Annotated in this window: 19 protein-coding genes; 7 read left to right on the top strand and 12 right to left on the bottom strand. The window is 70.9% G+C overall.

Features of this window, described 5'->3' with window-relative positions:
* Positions 1-37 precede the first annotated feature (37 nt).
* Complete coding sequence (locus tag D3218_RS04815; RefSeq protein ID WP_119538759.1) at positions 38-1,240, top strand: GTP-binding protein; 1,203 nt, start codon at positions 38-40, stop codon at positions 1,238-1,240.
* Between the two features lie 29 nt (positions 1,241-1,269).
* On the opposite strand, the gene D3218_RS04810 is transcribed toward D3218_RS04815, so the two are convergent.
* The 3 genes from D3218_RS04810 to D3218_RS04800 form a co-directional block, all read right to left on the bottom strand.
* Entirely contained in the window at positions 1,270-1,977 is a 708-nt protein-coding gene (locus D3218_RS04810; RefSeq protein WP_119538758.1) for a RibD family protein, read from the bottom strand.
* Positions 1,978-2,172: 195 nt separating this feature from the next.
* A complete protein-coding gene (locus D3218_RS04805; RefSeq protein WP_245414921.1) occupies positions 2,173-2,475 on the bottom strand; it encodes a hypothetical protein in 303 nt (100 codons plus the stop codon).
* 162 nt (positions 2,476-2,637) lie between these two features.
* Positions 2,638-3,720: a catalase family protein gene (locus D3218_RS04800; protein ID WP_245414920.1), complete on the bottom strand. Its 1,083-nt coding sequence runs from the start codon at positions 3,718-3,720 to the stop codon at positions 2,638-2,640.
* Positions 3,721-3,869: 149 nt separating this feature from the next.
* Between D3218_RS04800 and D3218_RS04795 the strand changes: the two genes are divergently transcribed.
* On the top strand, positions 3,870-4,538 hold the full coding sequence (locus tag D3218_RS04795; RefSeq protein WP_119538757.1) for an HAD-IA family hydrolase: 669 nt from the start codon (positions 3,870-3,872) through the stop codon (positions 4,536-4,538).
* 3 nt (positions 4,539-4,541) lie between these two features.
* Here the strand turns inward: D3218_RS04795 and D3218_RS04790 are convergent, their stop codons facing one another.
* The 8 genes from D3218_RS04790 to D3218_RS04755 form a co-directional block, all read right to left on the bottom strand.
* A complete protein-coding gene (locus D3218_RS04790; RefSeq protein WP_119538756.1) occupies positions 4,542-5,315 on the bottom strand; it encodes an SDR family NAD(P)-dependent oxidoreductase in 774 nt (257 codons plus the stop codon).
* A gap of 12 nt (positions 5,316-5,327) precedes the next feature.
* Positions 5,328-6,005: a class II aldolase/adducin family protein gene (locus tag D3218_RS04785; RefSeq protein ID WP_119538755.1), complete on the bottom strand. Its 678-nt coding sequence runs from the start codon at positions 6,003-6,005 to the stop codon at positions 5,328-5,330.
* A 131-nt stretch (positions 6,006-6,136) separates the two neighbouring features.
* Positions 6,137-6,874, bottom strand: coding sequence for an SDR family oxidoreductase (locus D3218_RS04780; RefSeq protein ID WP_425359286.1), 738 nt, complete (start codon positions 6,872-6,874; stop codon positions 6,137-6,139).
* Complete coding sequence (locus D3218_RS04775; protein ID WP_119538754.1) at positions 6,871-7,932, bottom strand: ABC transporter ATP-binding protein; 1,062 nt, start codon at positions 7,930-7,932, stop codon at positions 6,871-6,873. Before D3218_RS04775 ends, D3218_RS04780 begins: the two co-directional genes overlap by 4 nt.
* Before the next feature lie 51 nt (positions 7,933-7,983).
* Positions 7,984-8,223, bottom strand: coding sequence for a DUF2160 family membrane protein (locus tag D3218_RS04770; RefSeq protein WP_119538753.1), 240 nt, complete (start codon positions 8,221-8,223; stop codon positions 7,984-7,986).
* Positions 8,224-8,227: 4 nt separating this feature from the next.
* The gene (locus D3218_RS04765; RefSeq protein ID WP_119538752.1) at positions 8,228-9,064 is read right to left on the bottom strand and encodes a carbohydrate ABC transporter permease; all 837 of its coding nucleotides are present in this window, start codon (positions 9,062-9,064) and stop codon (positions 8,228-8,230) included.
* Positions 9,064-9,948: a carbohydrate ABC transporter permease gene (locus D3218_RS04760; protein WP_119538751.1), complete on the bottom strand. Its 885-nt coding sequence runs from the start codon at positions 9,946-9,948 to the stop codon at positions 9,064-9,066. Before D3218_RS04760 ends, D3218_RS04765 begins: the two co-directional genes overlap by 1 nt.
* A 125-nt stretch (positions 9,949-10,073) precedes the next feature.
* Complete coding sequence (locus D3218_RS04755) at positions 10,074-11,507, bottom strand: extracellular solute-binding protein (RefSeq protein WP_119538925.1); 1,434 nt, start codon at positions 11,505-11,507, stop codon at positions 10,074-10,076.
* A 391-nt stretch (positions 11,508-11,898) separates the two neighbouring features.
* Here D3218_RS04755 and D3218_RS04750 point away from each other — a divergent pair, with 391 nt between their 5' ends.
* The 5 genes from D3218_RS04750 (at position 11,899) to htpG (ending at position 17,583) form a co-directional block, all read left to right on the top strand.
* A complete protein-coding gene (locus tag D3218_RS04750) occupies positions 11,899-12,783 on the top strand; it encodes a sugar phosphate isomerase/epimerase family protein (RefSeq protein WP_119538750.1) in 885 nt (294 codons plus the stop codon).
* Between the two features lie 41 nt (positions 12,784-12,824).
* Complete coding sequence (locus tag D3218_RS04745; protein ID WP_245414919.1) at positions 12,825-14,054, top strand: ROK family transcriptional regulator; 1,230 nt, start codon at positions 12,825-12,827, stop codon at positions 14,052-14,054.
* A 32-nt stretch (positions 14,055-14,086) separates the two neighbouring features.
* Complete coding sequence (locus tag D3218_RS04740) at positions 14,087-14,848, top strand: SDR family NAD(P)-dependent oxidoreductase (protein WP_119538749.1); 762 nt, start codon at positions 14,087-14,089, stop codon at positions 14,846-14,848.
* Positions 14,849-14,882: 34 nt separating this feature from the next.
* A complete protein-coding gene (locus D3218_RS04735; protein WP_119538748.1) occupies positions 14,883-15,611 on the top strand; it encodes an SDR family oxidoreductase in 729 nt (242 codons plus the stop codon).
* Positions 15,612-15,690: 79 nt separating this feature from the next.
* The gene (gene htpG, locus D3218_RS04730) at positions 15,691-17,583 is read left to right on the top strand and encodes a molecular chaperone HtpG (RefSeq protein ID WP_119538747.1); all 1,893 of its coding nucleotides are present in this window, start codon (positions 15,691-15,693) and stop codon (positions 17,581-17,583) included.
* Positions 17,584-17,616: 33 nt separating this feature from the next.
* On the opposite strand, the gene D3218_RS04725 is transcribed toward htpG, so the two are convergent.
* Complete coding sequence (locus D3218_RS04725; RefSeq protein ID WP_119538746.1) at positions 17,617-17,823, bottom strand: hypothetical protein; 207 nt, start codon at positions 17,821-17,823, stop codon at positions 17,617-17,619.
* Between the last annotated feature and the right edge of the window lie 80 nt (positions 17,824-17,903).

The following is a 17,903-nucleotide window of genomic DNA, read 5'->3' as shown; positions in this document are numbered from 1 at the left end:
AACAATATGGATGGGCATCCCGATCTGGAGAGGTTCCATGCAGCGATTGCCCGTCACCGTCCTGTCCGGCTTCCTGGGCGCCGGAAAGACCACGGTCCTGAACCATGTGCTGAACAACCGCGACGGCCTGCGCGTCGCGGTGATCGTCAACGACATGAGCGAGGTGAACATCGACGCGGCCCTGGTGCGCGAAGGCGGGGCGGACCTCGCGCGCAGCCGGGAGACCCTGGTGGAGATGACCAACGGCTGCATCTGCTGCACGCTGCGCGAGGACCTCCTGCTCGAGGTCCGCCGGCTGGCGGAGGCGGGACGCTTCGACCATCTCCTGATCGAATCCACCGGCATCTCCGAGCCGCTGCCGGTGGCCGCCACCTTCGACTTCCGCGACGAGGCGGGGCGCAGCCTGTCGGACGTCGCCCGGCTCGACACGATGGTCACGGTGGTGGACGCCGCCCATCTCCTGCGCGACTACGGCTCGACCGACTTCCTCCGGGCGCGGGGGGAGTCGCTCGGCGTGGACGACACGCGCACGCTGGTCGATCTCCTGGTGGAGCAGATCGAGTTCGCCGACGTCGTGGTGCTCAACAAGGTGTCGCTCGCCGCGCCCACGCAGCGCGACGCCGCGCTCAAGATCGTGCGCGCCCTCAACCCGAGTGCGCGCCTCGTGGAGACCGACTGGGGGCGCATCGCGCCGGGCGACGTTCTCGGCACCGGCCTCTTCGACTTCGAGAAGGCTCAGGAGAACCCGCTCTGGTACAAGGAGCTGCACGGCTTCGCCGACCACGTGCCCGAGACCGAGGAGTACGGCGTGCGCTCCTTCGTCTACCGGGCCCGCCGGCCGTTCCGACCCGACGCGTTCCGGGACTTCGTGGACGGGGACTGGCCGGGCGTGATCCGCGCCAAGGGCTTCTTCTGGCTGGCGACGCGCCCCGACCACGTGGGCGAGCTGGCGCAGGCCGGCGCCTTGGTGCGCACCGAGCGTCGCGGCCTCTGGTGGGCCTCGGTGCCCCGGAGCCGCTGGCCGGACCTGCCCGAATGGCGGCGCGCCATGGCGCCGGTGATCGATCCGGTCTGGGGCGACCGGCGCCAGGAGATCGTCTTCATCGGCACCGACCCGATGGACGAGGCGGCGCTGCGCGCCCGCCTCGACGCCTGCCTCGTGGCGGCCGACGGGTTCCGGCCGGAGGCCTGGGCGAGGCTTCCGGACCCGTTCCCCGCCTGGGACTGCCGCGACGCCTGAGCGCGGCGCCGGGCCTTGCGGCCGACGTCTCAACCCGGCAGCACGCGGTAGCGAAGGTGCAACGCGCCGCCCTCGATCGCCTCGGCCGACTGGAGCGAGAGCTGCAGACGGCCCCGGAGCCCGTCCCGGCCGAAGGCGACGATGCTGTCCGTCTCGGTGCCCCCGTCCAGCGCCGGCGCCACGATCACGCTGAGCTCGTCCACCAGCCCGGCGGCCAGGAACGAGCCGTTGATCGCCGCCCCGCCCTCCACCAGGAGGCGCCGGACGCCGAACTCGTCCGCCAGCACCGCGAGGGCCCGGCCGAGGTCGACCTCCGGCCCGTCGGACACGAGGTAGCTGACGCCGTCGGCGGCGAGCTCGGCGAGGTGGGCGTCGGACACGGACGAGCCCAGCAGCACCAGAACCGGATCGCCGCCGACCTCGGGCCCGCGGAAATGCAAGCGGCCGTGCGTGTCGGGGGCGATCGCCAGCGGTCGCCGGTCGCCGCCGGGAGCGCGGTGCATCGGCCGGGCAGGCGGGTCGAAGCGCGCGGGCGGGTGCGCCTCGCCCTTGGCCATCTCCGCCATGGTGGTACGGCCGACCAGCCAGGCGTCGCCCTCCAGGCGCTCGTGGATCGCCTCGTAGGCGCCGCTCCAGTCCTTGACCGTTCCGTCCGGGCTGGCGGTGTAACGGCTCGGATGAAGCCGCCCGTCGATCGAGGAGGTGATGTGGCAGACGACGTGGGGGCGCGGGGCCATGGGGTGTCTCCTTGGGGTGGAAGGCCCGCCCCGCCGCCTCAGGTCGCGGCTGCGATCACCACGAGGGGAAGGGCGAGGACCAGCATGCCGAAGGCGATGCCGATCCGGGGCGAGGGGGGTGAGCGGCGCATTGGGGTCTCTCCGGGATGGTGGGTCGGATCCCGGGGAGCCTCGGCGGTCGTGGTTGACGAAGGTTTAACGCGGCGGTTCGGGCTTGAGCCCTATGATGAAGCGGGCCACCACCTCGGCCGGCATCTCGCAAGGGCGCAGCAGCGTCTCGCCGTCGCTCAGCCGGTAGAGGTTGGCGCTCACGAAGTCGCCGCCGCCGCGCTCCTCCGCGTAGATCCAGCTCCGGCGCGCGTCTCGCGAGCGATGCAGCGTGACGCCGAAGCGCCGACCCTCGTAGAGGCCCTCGAAATGCCCGTCGGGCCAGTGGCGGAGGCGCTCGGCGAGCACCTGCGCGTCGAGCGTCAGGCTCGCCTGCGGGCGGATCGCCATCACGGAGCGCCGCCGGTGGGCGTCGGCGGACGGGGCCGGACGGGGGGCGGGGCGGCCGCCGGGGCTTTGCGAAACGTCATCGGACGGTCTCCCTCGGGCTCGGTCAACGCGCGAGCGCGCGACCGGTTCGCCCGAGCGGGCGCGCGGCGACCCGCCTCCGCCTCAGGACGGCTCGTGATAGGGGCAGCCGTTGAAGCGGGCGCGGAAGTCGGCCGAGTGGCGGTAGGGCTCGCGCCGGGCGCGGTTGATGTTGCCGAGCGGCCGGTGGTCTGCGATGCCGGTCCAGATCGAGAAGCGCATCTCCTCGTTGACCGCCTGGACGCGCGCCGCGTCCCAACTGTCCTGCGCCTTGGCGCGCACGATGCCGACCCGCTGGAACGGCGCCTCGGCTTCGTCCCATTCCACGGTCGGGTCCTCCACCGGCTGCCGGTCGAGGTCGCGGCAGAGCTGGACGCGGAACTCCCATTCGGCGTCCATGTCCGCCATCTCCCGGCGCACCTCCTCGCGGATGGCGTCGTCGCGCCCGTCGACGTCGATCGTCTCCCCGGCGAGCGCGGTCATGGCGGGGGCCACGGGCCGCAGGCTGAACTTGGCGATGTGCGCCCCGTAGCGGAACGGGGTGGTGGAATAGTAGGTCTCGCCCAGCGGCTCGACGTTCGGCGCGCCGCCGAGCGAGTTCAGCGCGGGGCTCTCGATGCCCACCGCGCCGAGCGCCGAGGTGACGCCGCGCAGCACGGAGGAGACGACCTTCTTGGCGCCCTCGGCCCGGTCGGTGGTGGCGGCCAGCATCTTCAGGTTGCCCAGGAACTTGTCGGCGGTCTTGGCCTGGAACACCGGGCCGTTCACCATCACGAAGTCCTGGGCGGCGCCTTCCGAGCCGGGCAGGCGCTCGCCGGGCACGTCGAACACCTTGAGCGCCAGCCCGCGCGGCAGGCTGATCGCGTCGGGCAGGATGTCGCCGGCATTGGTGGACATGCGCATCAGCACCCTGTGGGTGCCCGGCCGCGCGAACAGGCCTTGGGCGAGCTCGGGCGGCAGGTGCGCGTCCACCACCAGCTCGCCCTCCAGGATGCCGTGCGCCTTGGCGTGCACCGAGCGCACGGCATGGCCGTAGTCCTCGGCCGTGCGCTCGAGGATGGTGTCGAAGGCGTCCTTGAGCCCCTGGACGGTTTCGCCCTCGTCGGGACGGATCGTCTCGACCTCGGGACCGTAGCGTACCGGCTGCGCGATCATATCCTGCTCCATGTTATCTGCTCCCCTGTCAACTCGCCGGAGGTTGGAAGGTTTCCAGAAACCCGTGCGTCGCGCGGCCGGGTCGTCGGCCGGCGGGGTCTTGTGGCGCCCCTCCCTTTGCGGCAAGGAAGGGTCCCGTTCCCCCGAACCTTCCGGATCCCATGACGCAGCACCCCTTTCCCGGCCGCCGCTTTGCCGGCTTCCTGTTCGACATGGACGGCACGATCCTCAACTCGATCGTGGCGGCCGAACGGGTTTGGGGTGCCTGGGCGCGCCGCCAGGGGCTGGACGTCGACAGCTTCCTGCCGACCATTCACGGCATGCGGGCGGTGGAGACGATGCGCCGCGTCGGCGTGCCGGAGGACGTCCTGGAAGCCGAGATCGCGGCGCTCGTACAGGCCGAGATCGACGACGTGGAGGGGATCGTGGAGATCGCGGGCGCTGCGATCTTCCTGAAGTCGCTGCCGCCCGAGCGCTGGGCGATCGTCACCTCGGCGCCGCGCGCGCTGGCCGAGCGACGGCTGGCCGTGGCCGGCCTGCCGGTGCCGGCCCTGATGGTCACCGGCGAGGACGTGGCGAACGGCAAGCCGGCGCCCGACTGCTTTCTCCTGGGTGCCGAGCGTCTCGGCCAAAGCATCCAGGACTGCCTGATCTTCGAGGACGCCCCGGCCGGCATCCGCGCGGCGGAGGCGGCGGGCGGCGCGGTGCTGGTGATCGACGCCACGCACGGCCACCCGATGGACACGCCCCATCCGCGCGTCTCCGGCTACGAGGCGCTCGCCGTCTCCACCGCGCCGGACGGCACGATGGAGATCGTCGCCGCGGACTGAGCTCTACCAGCAGGTGAAGCCGGCGTCGGCCAGCACGGTAGCCCCGGTCATCAGGCTCGCGGCGTCGGACGCCAGGAAGTGGACCACGGAGGCGATCTCGTGCGGCTGGCCCATGCGGTGCATCGGCGTGTCGCGCAGCCAGACGTCGATCATCCCGTCGTTGTCGTCGCGATACTTGGTCATCTCCGTCTCGATGTAGGTCGGCGCGACGGCGTTGACGCGCACGCCCCGGTCGGCCCATTCGGCGGCCAGCGACGAGGTCATCTGGTGCACCGCCGCCTTGGAGGCGTTGTAGTAGGTCTGCTTCTGCGGGCGGTTGGAGATGAAGCCCGACATCGAGCCGATGTTGACGATCGCGCCGCCGCCGGCCTTCAGCATGTGCCGGCCGAAGGCGCGGTTGCACCAGAAGACGCCGTTGTAGTTGACGTCGTTGACCTGGAGCCACCGATCGTCCTCCGTGTCCTCGGCGGCCACGCCCGACAGGGCGATGCCGGCGTTCGCCACCAGCACGTGGACGCGCCCGTGCGCCTCCACGATGCGCTGCGCGAAGCCCTCCACCTCCTGCGGCTTCGTCACGTCGAGGACGTGCGCCTCCGCCTCGAAGCCCCTGCCCCGCAGTGCCGCGAGCCCCGCGTCCGCGACCGCCCGGTCGATGTCGGCGATCACGATGCGGGCCCCGAACTCGGCCAGCGCCTCGCAGATCGACAGGCCGATGCCGCGCCCGCCGCCGGTGACCACGGCCACCCGCCCGTCCAGCCTGAACTTGTCCTGAAACATCGCGAAAACTCCTCAGCGGTCGATGAAGGGATGGCGGCCGGGGGCCGGGAAACGCTGGTTCTTGAGGGCCACGAGCCGGTCCACCTCGCGCTGGTCGAACTCGTGCGCGCCGCCGTACTGCGAGGCCAGGAAGACGACCTTGGCGTAGTAGTCGAGCGCCTCCATCTTGAACCAGGCCGACTGGAGGTCGTGGCCGCAGGTCAGCGCGCCGTGGTTCTGCAGGAGCACGGCGTCGTGCCGGGCGAGGTAGGGGCGGATCGCGTCCGACAGCTCCTCGGTGGAGGGCAGGCCGTAGGGGGTCAGCGGCACCTCGCCGAGGAACATGGTGGATTCCGGCATGATCTGCTGCGTCAGCGGTTTGCCGCAGATCGCGTGCACCGTGGCGTAGAGCGGATGGGCATGCACCACCGAGCGCACGTCGGGCCGCGCGTCGTAGACGGTGAGGTGCATGCGCGTCTCGGACGAGGGCCGCCACGCGCTCTCCTCCACCGGTGCGCCCGACCGGTCGATGCGACAGATCATGTCGGGCGTCATGAAGCCCTTGGACGTGTTGGTGGGCGTGCACAGGAGCGTGCCGTCGTCTAGGAGCACGGTGACGTTGCCGTCGTTGGCGGCGCCCATGCCCTTGGCCCAGGCCCGGCGCCCGATGTCGCAGATCGCCCGTTTCAGGGCGTCGATGTCCTGGCTCATGCGGGGATGTCCTCGGAGGCCGGGGCGAGCCGGCGGCGTTTCGGGGAAGGGGCGTGCCGTGCGGTAGCCGGCAAACAGACGCGGGTCGGGCCGGCGGGGCACGGCGCCTGGGCGCGGCGCGCGTGCGGCCCTCAGGCGATCATGTAGCCGCCGTCCACGGGCATCGACAGGCCGTGGACCATGGCGCTCGCGTCCGACAGGAGGAACAGGATCACCTCGGCGATGTCGTCGGGTTCGGCGAAACGGCCGAGCGGGATGCGGGCGAGCATGCCGGCGGCCTTGTCCGGGTCGCTCCAGGCCTTCACGGCCATCGGCGTCATGGTCACCGTCGGATGGAGGCCGTTGACGCGGATGCCGTGCGGCCCGAGCTCCTTGGCCATGACCCGGGTGAGCCCGTCCAGCCCGGCCTTCGAGGCGCAGTAGGCCGCATGGTCGGGAATGCCGACGAAGGAGGCGCAGCTCGACACGTTGACGATCGCGCCGGTCCGGCCCCCGGCGATCCGGTCGCGGGCGTATTCCTGCGCGACGATCATCGGCGCGCGGGTGTTCACCGCGTACAGGAGGTCGAAGTTCCGCACCGAGACGTCGAGGAAGGATTCGAGCTCCGTGGTGCCCGCGCAGTTGACCAGGAGGTCGGCGGGCAGGGCCGCCCGGGCGGCCGCGCGGGTGGCGTCGGCGTCGGCGAGGTCCACCACGATCGCCTCGCAGCCGGTCTCCGCGGCCAGGGTCTCGAGGTCGGCCGCCGAGCGTGTGAGCGCGACCACCTGCGCGCCCCGGCGCGCCAGCATCAGCGCCGTGGCGCGCCCGATGCCCTTGCCCGCGCCCGTGACCACGACGCGCCGGCTCGCGAAGTCCACGGCCGCGCTCACAGCCGCTGCCCCGTCTCGCGGTCGAACAGGTGGACGCGGCGCGTGTCGATGCGCAGCGAGATCTCCTCGCCGGGCCGCGCCGCGATCCGGTCCTTGACCACGGCGTCGAGCGAATCCTTGCCGACCTTGGCGAAGACCTGCGTCTCCGAGCCGGTCGGCTCGAGCACCGAGACGCGCGCGGGCACGCCGCCCGGTCCGATGTCGATATGCTCGGGCCGGATGCCGTAGGTCGCGGCACGGCCGATCTCGGCCGCGCGCTCGCCGAGCGGCAGGCGCGCGCCGCCCTCGGCGGCGAACACGACGCCCTCGGGCCCCGCCTCGATGCGCCCGTGCACGAAGTTCATGGCGGGCGAGCCGATGAAGCCCGCCACGAACGTGTTGACCGGGTTGTCGTAGAGGTCGAGCGGCGCGCCGATCTGCTCCACCCGCCCGTCGCGCATGACCACGATCTTGTCGGCCATGGTCATGGCCTCGATCTGGTCGTGGGTGACGTAGACGATCGTGGTCTTCAGGCGCTGGTGCAGCTCCTTGATCTCGACGCGCATGGCGACGCGCAGCTTGGCGTCGAGGTTGGACAGGGGCTCGTCGAACAGGAACACCTGCGGATCGCGCACGATGGCGCGGCCCATGGCGACGCGCTGGCGCTGGCCGCCCGACAGCTCCTTCGGGTAGCGGTCGAGATACTTCTCGAGATCGAGGATCGCGGCGGCCTTGCGGACCTTGGCCTCGATCTCGCGCTTCGGAGCGCCCTTGATCTTGAGCGCGAAGCCCATGTTCTCGGCCACCGTCTTGTGCGGGTAGAGCGCGTAGGACTGGAACACCATGGCGATGTCGCGGTCCTTGGGCGGCACGTCGTTGACCACGCGCCCGCCGATCGAGATCGTGCCGCCCGAGATCGCCTCGAGCCCGGCGATCATGCGCAGGAGCGTGGACTTGCCGCAGCCCGAGGGGCCGACCAGCACCACGAACTGCCCGTCGCCGACATCGACGTCGACGCCGTGCATGACCTGCACCTGGCCGTATCGCTTGACGACGTTCTGGATGGTGACCTGTGCCATGGGGAACCTTGGGAAAGTGGGGCCGGGGTGGACGGGGCGGGCGGGGCCCGCTCAGCCCTTCCACACGATCAGCGCGCCCAGCGCGATCGCGACGACGTGGCAGACGGTGAGCGGGATGGCCTGCTCCAGGAAGCGCATCCAGAGAAGCTCCAGCGCGACGAAGAGGTAGATGCCGATGAACAGCCGGTCGAACCAGTTGGTGGCGATCGGCAGGAAGCCCTGGCGCCCCGAGGGGCGCTCGGCGGCGGCGGCTTCCTCGTCGGCGGCGTCGAGGTCGACGGTCTTGTCCATGGGCTTACTCCTTCACCGCGCCGAAGGTCAGGCCGGCCACGATGTGGCGCTGAACGACGGCGAAGACGACGAGGGCGGGGATGAGCGTGATGATGGCGATCGAGGCCATCGTGCCCCACTCGGTCCCCGTGGTGGTGACGTATTCCGACAGGCCCGTGGTGATGGTGCGGGCGTTGAAGCTCGTGAGCGTGGCGGCCAGGAGGAACTCGTTCCATGCGAAGACCCAGGTCAGGATCAGCGTGACCGCGAGGCCCGGCCGGGCGAGCGGGAAGATCACCTCGCGGATCACCTGCCAGGTCGAGGCGCCGTCCACCGTCGCCGCCTCGTCGAGCTCCTTGGGCAGCCCGTCGATCGTGGGGCGCAGCGTCCAGATCGCGAAGGGCAGGTTGAAGGTGCAGTAGAGGAGGATCATGCCGATCCGCGTGTCGTAGAGGCGGAAGTCGCCGATCGTGAAGACCTGCGTGAACAGCAGGAAGAACGGCAGCAGGAACACCGCGGCGGGCGCCATGCGGTTGGTGATGGTCCAGAAGAAGATGTTCTCCTTGCCGCCGAGGTCGTAGCGCGACAGGGCGTAGCAGGCCATGAAGGCGAGCGTGGTGCACAGCACCGCGTTGCCGCTCGAGATGATGATCGAGTTCATCATGTAGCGGCGCAGCGTGTCGTTGGTGAGGACGTCGGCGTAGTTGTCCCAGAACACGGTGTCGAGGATGACGCTCGGCGTGGTGAACAGGTCCACCGCCGGCTTCACCGAGATCACGAAGAGCCAGTAGATCGGGAACAGGGTCAGGAAGCTGAGGGCGATCCAGAGCAGGACGCTCGCCCAGGGGCGGGACTGGCGCATCAGAACGTCCTCTTCTTCTTCGTGCGCGGAGCCACCAGGGCGACGTAGAGGATCCAGCACATCACCAGCGTCAGGTAGAGGACGATCACCGAGATCGCCGAGCCGTAGCCGTAGTCGGTCTTGGGGAACACGACCTTCCAGATGTGGAGGCCGATGTAGCGGGTGGCCGCGCCCGGGCCGCCGCCGGTCAGCATCCACACCTCGTCCACCGTGCGCAGGGCGTCCATCAGGCGGATGAAGACGGTGGCCAGGATCGCCGGCCGGATCATCGGCAGGGTGATGTGCCAGAACACCTGCCAGCGGCTCGCGCCGTCGATCTGGGCCTGCTCGAACGGCTCCTTGGGCAAGGACACGAGCGCGGCGAGGAGCGTCAGCGTGACCAGCGGCGTCCAGTGCCAGATGTCCATGATGACGGTGAGCGCGAAGGCGGCGCCAGCGTCGCGGCCGATGTTCAGTTCGTAGCCGAACCAGGCGTTGAGGTAGTAGGGGATGATGCCGATCGAGGGCGTCGTCAGGAGGCGCCAGACCGAGCCGACCACGATCGGGGCGACGATCAGCGGCAGCGTGTGGATGGTGCGGAAGAAGCCGCGTCCGGGGAACTCGCGCATGAAGAGCTGGGCGAGCAGGTAGCCGATCACCACTTCCGAGAACACGGCGAAGAAGGCGAACTTCAGCGTGTACCAGATGGCGAGGAGGAACTCCCGGTCGAACACCAGGCGGCGGAAGTTGTTCGCGCCGTTGTAGATCATGTCGGGACTGGCGCCGAACGGGTTCCACTGGTGGAACGCGACGTAGAGCACGTAGACGAACGGCACGATGCCGAAGGTCGCCAGGATCAGGATCGTCGGGGCGAGCAGAAGCCAGCCGACCGTGTTGGAACGCATGAAACCATCCTCTCGAGAGGCTTGCGGCCGAGGGACCGGCGGGCCGGGCGGCGCACGAGGTCGGGACGGCGGGGGCCGGACACGGGGGGCGCGGCTTGCGTCCCCCCTCGTCCGGCCGCTCGGGGCTACTTGCGGTAGCCGAGGTTGGTCAGTTCCTGCTCGGTCGCCTCGGCCATCTGGTCGAGACCCTCGTCCGGTCCAACCTCGCCGGTCAGGATGCGGTAGAAGATCGGGGCTACCGTCTCGCGGACCTGGGCGTGGAACGGATACTTCGGGGCGCCGGCGAAGAGCTTCCCCTGGTCCTTCATCATCGTGTAGTAGCCGCCGAGCTTGGCATCCATCTCCTTCACCTTCGGATCGTCGTAGGTGGCGGTGTTGGTGACGCGCGGCGCGACCACGGCCCAGTCCGGCTGCACCGAGTTCTGGCCGATGAACTGCAGGAACAGCAGCGCGGCGTCCTGGTTCTTGGCGGTGACGGGGATGCCGAAGGCGCCGCCGTCGTAGTAGCCGATGTAGCCCTTGCCCGATTCCGCGTCCGCCATCACGCCGTCCGAGAGCGGCGGCAGGGCGATGCCGACCTTGCCGACCACCTTGGATTTGGACGGGTCGGAGGCGATCCAGGCGGCGTTCTCGCCGTAGACGAGCCCCTGCGCGGCGCGGCCGGCGGCGAACGTCGTGGCGACCTCGGACCAGGTGCTGGCGGCCGATTCGGGCGGCGCGATGTCGCGCAGGTGCAGGAGGTACTTCAGCGCGGCCTTGGCCTTGTCGCTGTTCATCGTGCCGCCGTGCTCCACCGTGGCGGCGTAGTTGTCGTCGGCGTTGATGCCCCAGTTGTAGACGCCGAAGGTCGGCAGCCACGATTCGACGTACTCGTACCAGGAGGCCGGGTGGCCGGTATGGGCCTGCGAGGTGGTGCCCCAGAGCTGCTCGCCGTGCTCCTTGCCCCATTCGGTGAAGAACTCGGCGATCTGGGTGTAGTCCTCGTGCGTCTTGGCGGGCGCGAGATCCTTGCCGGTCTTCGCCTTGAAGGCCTCCTTGACCGCCGGGTCGTCGAACAGATCCTTGCGGTAGAGGTAGATCTTGACGAAGGCCTCCATCGGCACGCCGAAGAGGTCGTTGTCCTTGCCGCGGAAATAGTCGGCGAAGGTGGTGAAGTTCTTCTCGTCGAAATCCGGCGCCTTGAGGTCCGGATTGTCGGCCAGCGTCTTGGTGATGTCGGTCAGGAAATTGCGCTGCAGGTAGGCGTAGACGATGTCCTGCTCGATATAGACCATGTCATAGATGCCGGTCTTGGCCTCCATGTCCTTGATCGCCTTGTCGTACATCTGGTCCCAGGAGGTGGTCTCCAACTCGACCTTGATGCCGGTCTTCTCCTCGAACTGCTTGGCCAGGACGTCCTTGACGTAGTTCGAGGGCGGCGTGCTCTCGGTCACGCCGTGCAGCGTCACGCCCTTGTACTTGGCGCCCGCGTCGGACCAGAAGTCCGCGTGCGCGGCCGACAGGCCGCCGATGAGGCCGATCGTCAGAGCGATCAGGCTCGTACCCAATGTGCGCTTCATGGTGTCGTCTTCCTCCCGAAGGCCCGCCTTGCCGGCGGATCGTTGCACCCGCCCTTGTCGCGCCGGGCGGTTTCTCCTCTGGAAAAATGGGCCTTGCGTCCCGCCATAGGGGGCGGGTGAACGGGGCCGTAACGTCATGCCTAGCGCATCGCGGCGGGCCGCACAACATTTGTTGCACAATCTGTCAAATTATGTTGCAACGGGCGCAAGAAAGGCTGCAAGAGCCGGATTGGGCTGCTGATCGTCGTCGGCGCCGAACGATCTCATAGTGAAAGCGCATTGTTTGCGACGCAAAACCGTCGATATGCGTCGCAACATAGCCGCCGCCTTGACAAATCACCAGCGCCGAGACTTTGTTGCGCAATCCAACAATAAAGGTGAGGAGGGGGCGATGGCGCGACTCGGAATCCATTCGTTCGTGTGGACGGGCGGCGGCACGCAGGACGAACTGGAGCGTGCGCTCGACCGATCGGCCGAGTGCGGCTACCGGCTCATCGAGTTCGCCTACCTGCGCCCGGAGCGGTTCGACCTCGACCGGCTGGGCGAGAAGGCCCGCTCGCTCGACATCGAGATCGCCGTCACCATGGGCCTGCCCCTGTCGGCCGACGTCTCCAGCACCGACGAGGCCACGGTGAAGGCGGGCGAGGCGCTCCTGGCCGACGCGGTGCGCGCGGTGCGCGACGTCGGCGGCCGGACGCTGGGCGGCATCCTCTACTCCGCCCACACGAAATACGGCGCCATGCCCACCGAGCGCGGCCGCCGGAACGCCGTCGCCGCCATCGCCAGGACCGCCGACATCGCCAGGGACGCCGGGGTCGACCTCGTGCTCGAGGTGGTCAACCGCTTCGAGAGCAACGTCCTCAACACCACCGCCCAGGGGCTCGACTTCATCGCCCAGACCGGGTCCGACCACGTCCGGCTCCATCTCGACACGTTCCACATGAACATCGAGGAGGCCGATCCCGCCGCCGCGCTGCGCCTGGCCGGCGACAAGCTCGGCTATTTCCACATCGGCGAGAGCAACCGCGGCTATCTCGGCGACGGGGTGGTCGACTTCGACCGGATCTTCGACGCGCTGCTCGACATCGGCTACGCGCGCAACATAACCTTCGAGTCCTTCTCCAGCGCCGTGGTGGACGAGGCGCTCTCGCTCGCCTGCGCCATCTGGCGCGACACCTGGACCGACAACATGCCGCTCGCCCGACACGCCAAGACCTTCATCGAGCTGAAGCAGGACGAGGCGAAGCGCCGGGGCGCCACGAACGCGCGGCCCTGACGGGCCCGGCTCCCGCCGCCCGTCCGCCCCGAGGCCGTCCCGTGTCGCACGCCATCCCCCTCGACCCCGCGCCCCGCCGCGTCCGGCAGGGCAGCGAGATGGCGGCGCTGCGCGCGCTGCATCGCCACGGCCGGCTCAGCCGGGCGGACCTGGCGCGCGTCCTTGGGCTCAACCGCTCCTCCTCCGGCCACATCGTCACGGCGCTCGCCGCCGAGGGCCTCGTGCGCGAGGTGGCGGACGGGGGCGAGGGGGCGGCGCGCGCCGGCAGGGCGCAGGACGGGGTCGGCCCCGGCGGGCGGGGGCGGGCCGGTCGGCCCGGCATCCTTCTCGAGCTGCGGCCCGACGCGGTGTTCTTCGCGGGCGTCGAGATCGGCGTCGAGCACATCAGCTTCGTCGCGGTGGACCTGTCCGCCACCGTGATCGCCCGTCGCCTCGAGGCCTTCGACGCCCCGGCGGCGGGGCTGGAGGCCGCCTTCCGGACCGCCGCGCGCCTTGCCGGAGAGGCGCTGCCGGCCGACGGCTGGGCGCGCTGCGAGGGCTTCGGCATCGCGATCCCGGCGCAGATGGAGCGCAGCGGGCGCGTGCGCAACGCGCCGCTCCTCGGCTGGCGCGACGTGCATCCGGCGGCGCTGATGCGCGCGCACCTGCCCGCGAGCGTGCCCGTGGTCGCCGAGAACGACGCCAACGCCTTCGCCATCGGCGACGCCTACGGGCGCGACGCCGCCCGGCCGGGCGTCACGCTCGCCCTGGTGCTGGAGACCGGCGTCGGCGGCGGGATCCTGGTGGACGGCACCCTGTTCCGCGGCGGCCACGGTCTGGCCGGCGAGATCGGCCACCTTCTCCTGCCCGAGGCCGCCGGCGCGCCCCGCCGACTGGAGGAGCTGGTCGGGCTGGAGGGGATCCTGTCGGCCTACCGCGCCGCGGCGCCCGAGGGCGCGGCGACGCTGGCGGGGTTCCTGGGCGAGGTCAAGGACCGGGCGCCGGGCGCCGTGGCGATCGCCGAGGGCTGGGCCCGCGCGATGGCCTTCGGCCTCGCCCAGGGCTGCCGGCTGGTGGATCCCGACCAGATCGTTCTGGGCGGCTCGCTCGCCGCCCTCTATCCGCTGGTCGGCGCGCGCGTCGCCGCCCATTGGGCGCGCATCCAGGATCCCGGCTTTCCGCTGCCGGGCATCGTGGTCAACGCCGACCCCACCTTCGGGGCCGCCTTCGGGGCCGCCTGCATCCTGCACCAGCGGTTCCTGGCGGGCGAGGCGGAACCGGCCGGCGCCTGAAGATCCAACGCCCGAAGACGAGGAGAGCGAACATGCAGGACCGGTTTCGACTGGACGGAAAGGTGGCCCTGGTCACCGGGGGCAATCGCGGCATCGGGCTCGCCATCGCCCTGGCGCTCGGCGGGGCGGGCGCGCGCTGCCTGGTCACCGCCCGCCGCGACAATCCGGAGGGCGAGGAGGCCCTGCGCGCCGCCGGCATCGAGTTCGACGTGGCCAGGGGCGACCTGCGCGAGGCGCAGATGCCGGCCCGCGCCGTGGCGCAGGCGATGGAGCGGTTCGGCCGGATCGACGTCCTCGTCAACAACGCCGGCGTCGCCTCGCACGGCGACACGGAAACCTTCGACGACGAGCGGCTGGAGCTCATCCTGTCGACCAACGTCGCGCAGGTCTTCCGCTTCGCGCGCGCGGCGCTGCCGCACCTTCGCGCGGCCGGCGAGGGCGTGATCCTCAACGTCGGCTCGGTGTCGGGCTTCATCGCCAACATCCCGCAGAACCAGGCCGCCTACAACGCGTCCAAGGCGGCGGTGCACATGCTGACGAAGAGCCTCGCCAGCGAGTTCGCGCCCGAAGGCATCCGCGTCAACGCGGTGGCGCCCGGCTACATCGATACGGACATGACGCGCGGCGGCTTCGAGAATCCGGACTGGGACCCGGTCTGGCGCCGCATGACGCCGATGGGGCGCTACGGCCGGCCCGAGGAGGTGGCGGCCTGCGCGCTGTTCCTGTGCTCGCCGGCGGCGAGCTACGTGACCGGCGCGGTGCTGCCGGTGGACGGCGGCTATCTCACGCGCTGAGCGCGGCAGGGTTTCAACGGGAGGACCAATCACCATGACAGGGAAACTCGCGGGCAAGGTCGCGGCCGTCACCGGCGGCGCGTCGGGCATCGGCCTCGAATGCGCGCGCGCCATGCTGGGAGCCGGCGCGCGCGTCTTCGTGGTCGACAACAACGACGAGCGCCTCGAAGCGGCGGCGGCCGACCTCGGCCAGGGCGCGAGCGCGCTCAAGGTCGACATCACCGATGGCGCGAGCGTCGAGACGATGCTGCCGCGCATCCTGGAGGCGGCCGGGCAGCTCGACATCTTCCACGCCAATGCCGGGTCCTACATCGGCGGCGACCTCGTGGACGGCGACCCGCAAGCCTTCGATCGGATGCTGAACCTCAACGTCAACGCCGTGTTCCGTGGCGTCCACGCCGTGCTGCCGCACATGATCGGCCGCGGCACCGGCGACGTGATCGTCACGAGCTCCGTCGCCGGGCACCAGGCGATCCCCTGGGAGCCGGTCTACACCGCCTCCAAGCACGCGGTGCAGGCCTTCGTCCACGCGGTGCGCCGGCAGGTGGCCAGGCACGGCGTGCGCGTCGGCGCCATCGCGCCGGGCCCGGTGGTCACGCCCCTCGTCCAGGACTGGCCGGCCGAGAACCTGAAGCGCGCCATCGAGAACGGCGCCCTGTTCGAGCCCGTGGAGGTGGCCGAAGCGGTGCTGTTCATGCTGACGCGCCCGCGCAACACGGTGGTGCGCGACCTGGTGCTGCTGCCGCAGAACTTCGACATCTGAGCGCCGCCGTTTCCGCTTGAAACCGCCGGGCCGAGCCGCCATGTCGCGGCTCGGCTTTCTTCATTCGAGGGATCACGGAATGACGGCGGAAACGGGCGCGGGCGAAACGACGCGCAGCTTCGAGGCGGACGTCGCGCGGCTGCTGCACCTGATGGTGCACTCGGTCTACTCGGACAAGGACGTGTTCCTGCGCGAGCTCGTCTCCAACGCGGCCGACGCCTGCGAGAAGCTGCGCTTCGAGGCGATCGCCGATCCGGCGCTGCTGGACGGGGGCGGCGAGCCGGCCATCACGCTGACGGTCGACCCGGCGGCCCGCACGCTCGCCGTGGAGGACAACGGCATCGGCATGACCGAGGCCGAGATGGCGGAGGCGCTCGGCACCATCGCGCGCTCGGGCACGCGCGCCTTCATGGAGCGGATGGCCGAAAGCGCCAAGGGCGGCGAGAGCCGGCTGATCGGCCAGTTCGGCGTCGGGTTCTATTCCGCCTTCATGGTCGCCGACCGCGTGGACGTCGTGTCGCGCCGCGCCGGCGGCGACACGGCGGCGCGCTGGAGCTCGGACGGGCTCGGCACCTACACGGTCGGCACGGCCGACCCGGCGGAGGCGCCCGCGCGCGGCACCCGCGTCACCCTGCACCTGAAGGAGGACGCCGGCGCCTATCTGGATCCCGACGCGCTGGAGCGCACCGTGCGCGCCCAGTCCGGCCACGTGCCCGTGCCGATCGCGCTGCGCCGGGCGCCGGACGCCGAGCCCGAGCGCATCGCCGACGGCGCCGCCCTGTGGACGCGGCCGAAGTCGGAGATCTCGGCCGCCGACTACGCCGACGCCTACCGCACCCTGGCCGGCCAGTTCGACGATCCGGCCCTGACGCTGCACTACCGCGCGGAGGGCCTGCACGAATACACGGTGCTGGCCTTCGTGCCGGGCTCCAAACCCTTCGACCTCTTCGATCCCGACCGCGCCGGGCGCATGAAGCTCTACGTGCGGCGCGTCTTCATCACCGACGAGGCCGAGATCCTGCCGCGCTGGCTGCGCTTCGTGCGCGGGCTCGTGGATTCGGCCGACCTGCCCCTCAACGTCTCGCGCGAGATGATCCAGGAGAGCCGCGTCGTGGCGGCGATCCGCAAGGGCGTCACCAACCGCGTCCTGTCGGAACTCGGCAAGCTCGCCGAGAACGAGCCGGGGCGCTACGCCGAGGTCTGGGAGAACTTCGGCGCCGTCCTCAAGGAGGGGCTCTACGAGGACGAGGACCGGCGGGCCGCGCTTCTGGGCATCGCCCGCTTCCGCACCACCGCGTCCGGCGAGGCCCCGCGCAGCCTCGGCGACTACGTGGCCGCGATGAAGGACGGGCAGGCGGCGATCTACTACGCCGTGGGCGCCGATGCCGACCGGCTGGCCGCCTCGCCCCAGCTCGAGGGGTTCGCCGCGCGCGGCGTCGAGGTCCTGCTCCTCACCGACCAGGTCGACGGGTTCTGGACCTCCATGGTGCCCGAGTTCGAGGGCAAGCCGCTGCGCTCGGTCACGCAGGGGCTCGCCGATCTCGGCGCGGTCCCGCTGCGCGAGGGCGCCGAGGCGCCGGAAGCCGAGACGGCGCCGGAGATCGAGGGATTCCTCGCCTACCTGCGCGAGACCCTGGGGGCGGACGTGTCGGACGTGCGGGCCAGCGAGAGGCTCACCGACAGCGCCGTGTGCCTGGTCGCGCCCGACCGCGGCATCGACCGGCAGCTCGAGCGCCTGCTGGCGAGCGCCGGGCGCCTCGGCGGTGCGGCGTCGAAGCCGATCCTCGAGGTCAATCCGCGCCACGCGCTGGTGGCGCGGCTGGCGGGGCTCGACGCCGGCGAGGCGGCCCTTCGCGAGGATGCCGCGCGCCTGCTTCTCGACGAGGCGCGCGTCGCCGACGGCGAGGCGCCGGCCGATCCGCGCGCCTTCGCCGCCCGCCTCGGCCGCGTGATGGCCCGCGCGCTCGGCTGAGCGGGCGCGGCGGACCTCGGTCCGCCGACGGCCCTAGCGGGCCGACAGCACGGCGGCCTCGCGCGCCGCCCGGCGCTGAAGCACCCGGATGCGCGCGGCGAGCGCCCCGAACTCCCGGCGGATCGCCGCGTCGCCGGCGGCCCGCTCGCTCCGCAGGGACGCCGCACCCGGACCGGAAGGGCCGGGGCGGGACGCGAGGGCGGGGCGGGCGCGCGGCGCGCCGGAGCGGAAACTGACCATGGACCGAACCTTCGTGATGGGGCCGACGACCGATTCCTAGCGCCGCGGGCTTGGCCTTGGCTGACCAGCGCGCACGGCGG

The sequence above is a fragment of the Aureimonas flava genome (assembly GCF_003583935.1).
Lineage (GTDB): Bacteria > Pseudomonadota > Alphaproteobacteria > Rhizobiales > Rhizobiaceae > Aureimonas > Aureimonas flava.
The sequence above is the reverse complement of the archived record's forward strand: the minus strand, read 5'-3'. Positions and strand labels throughout refer to the sequence as shown.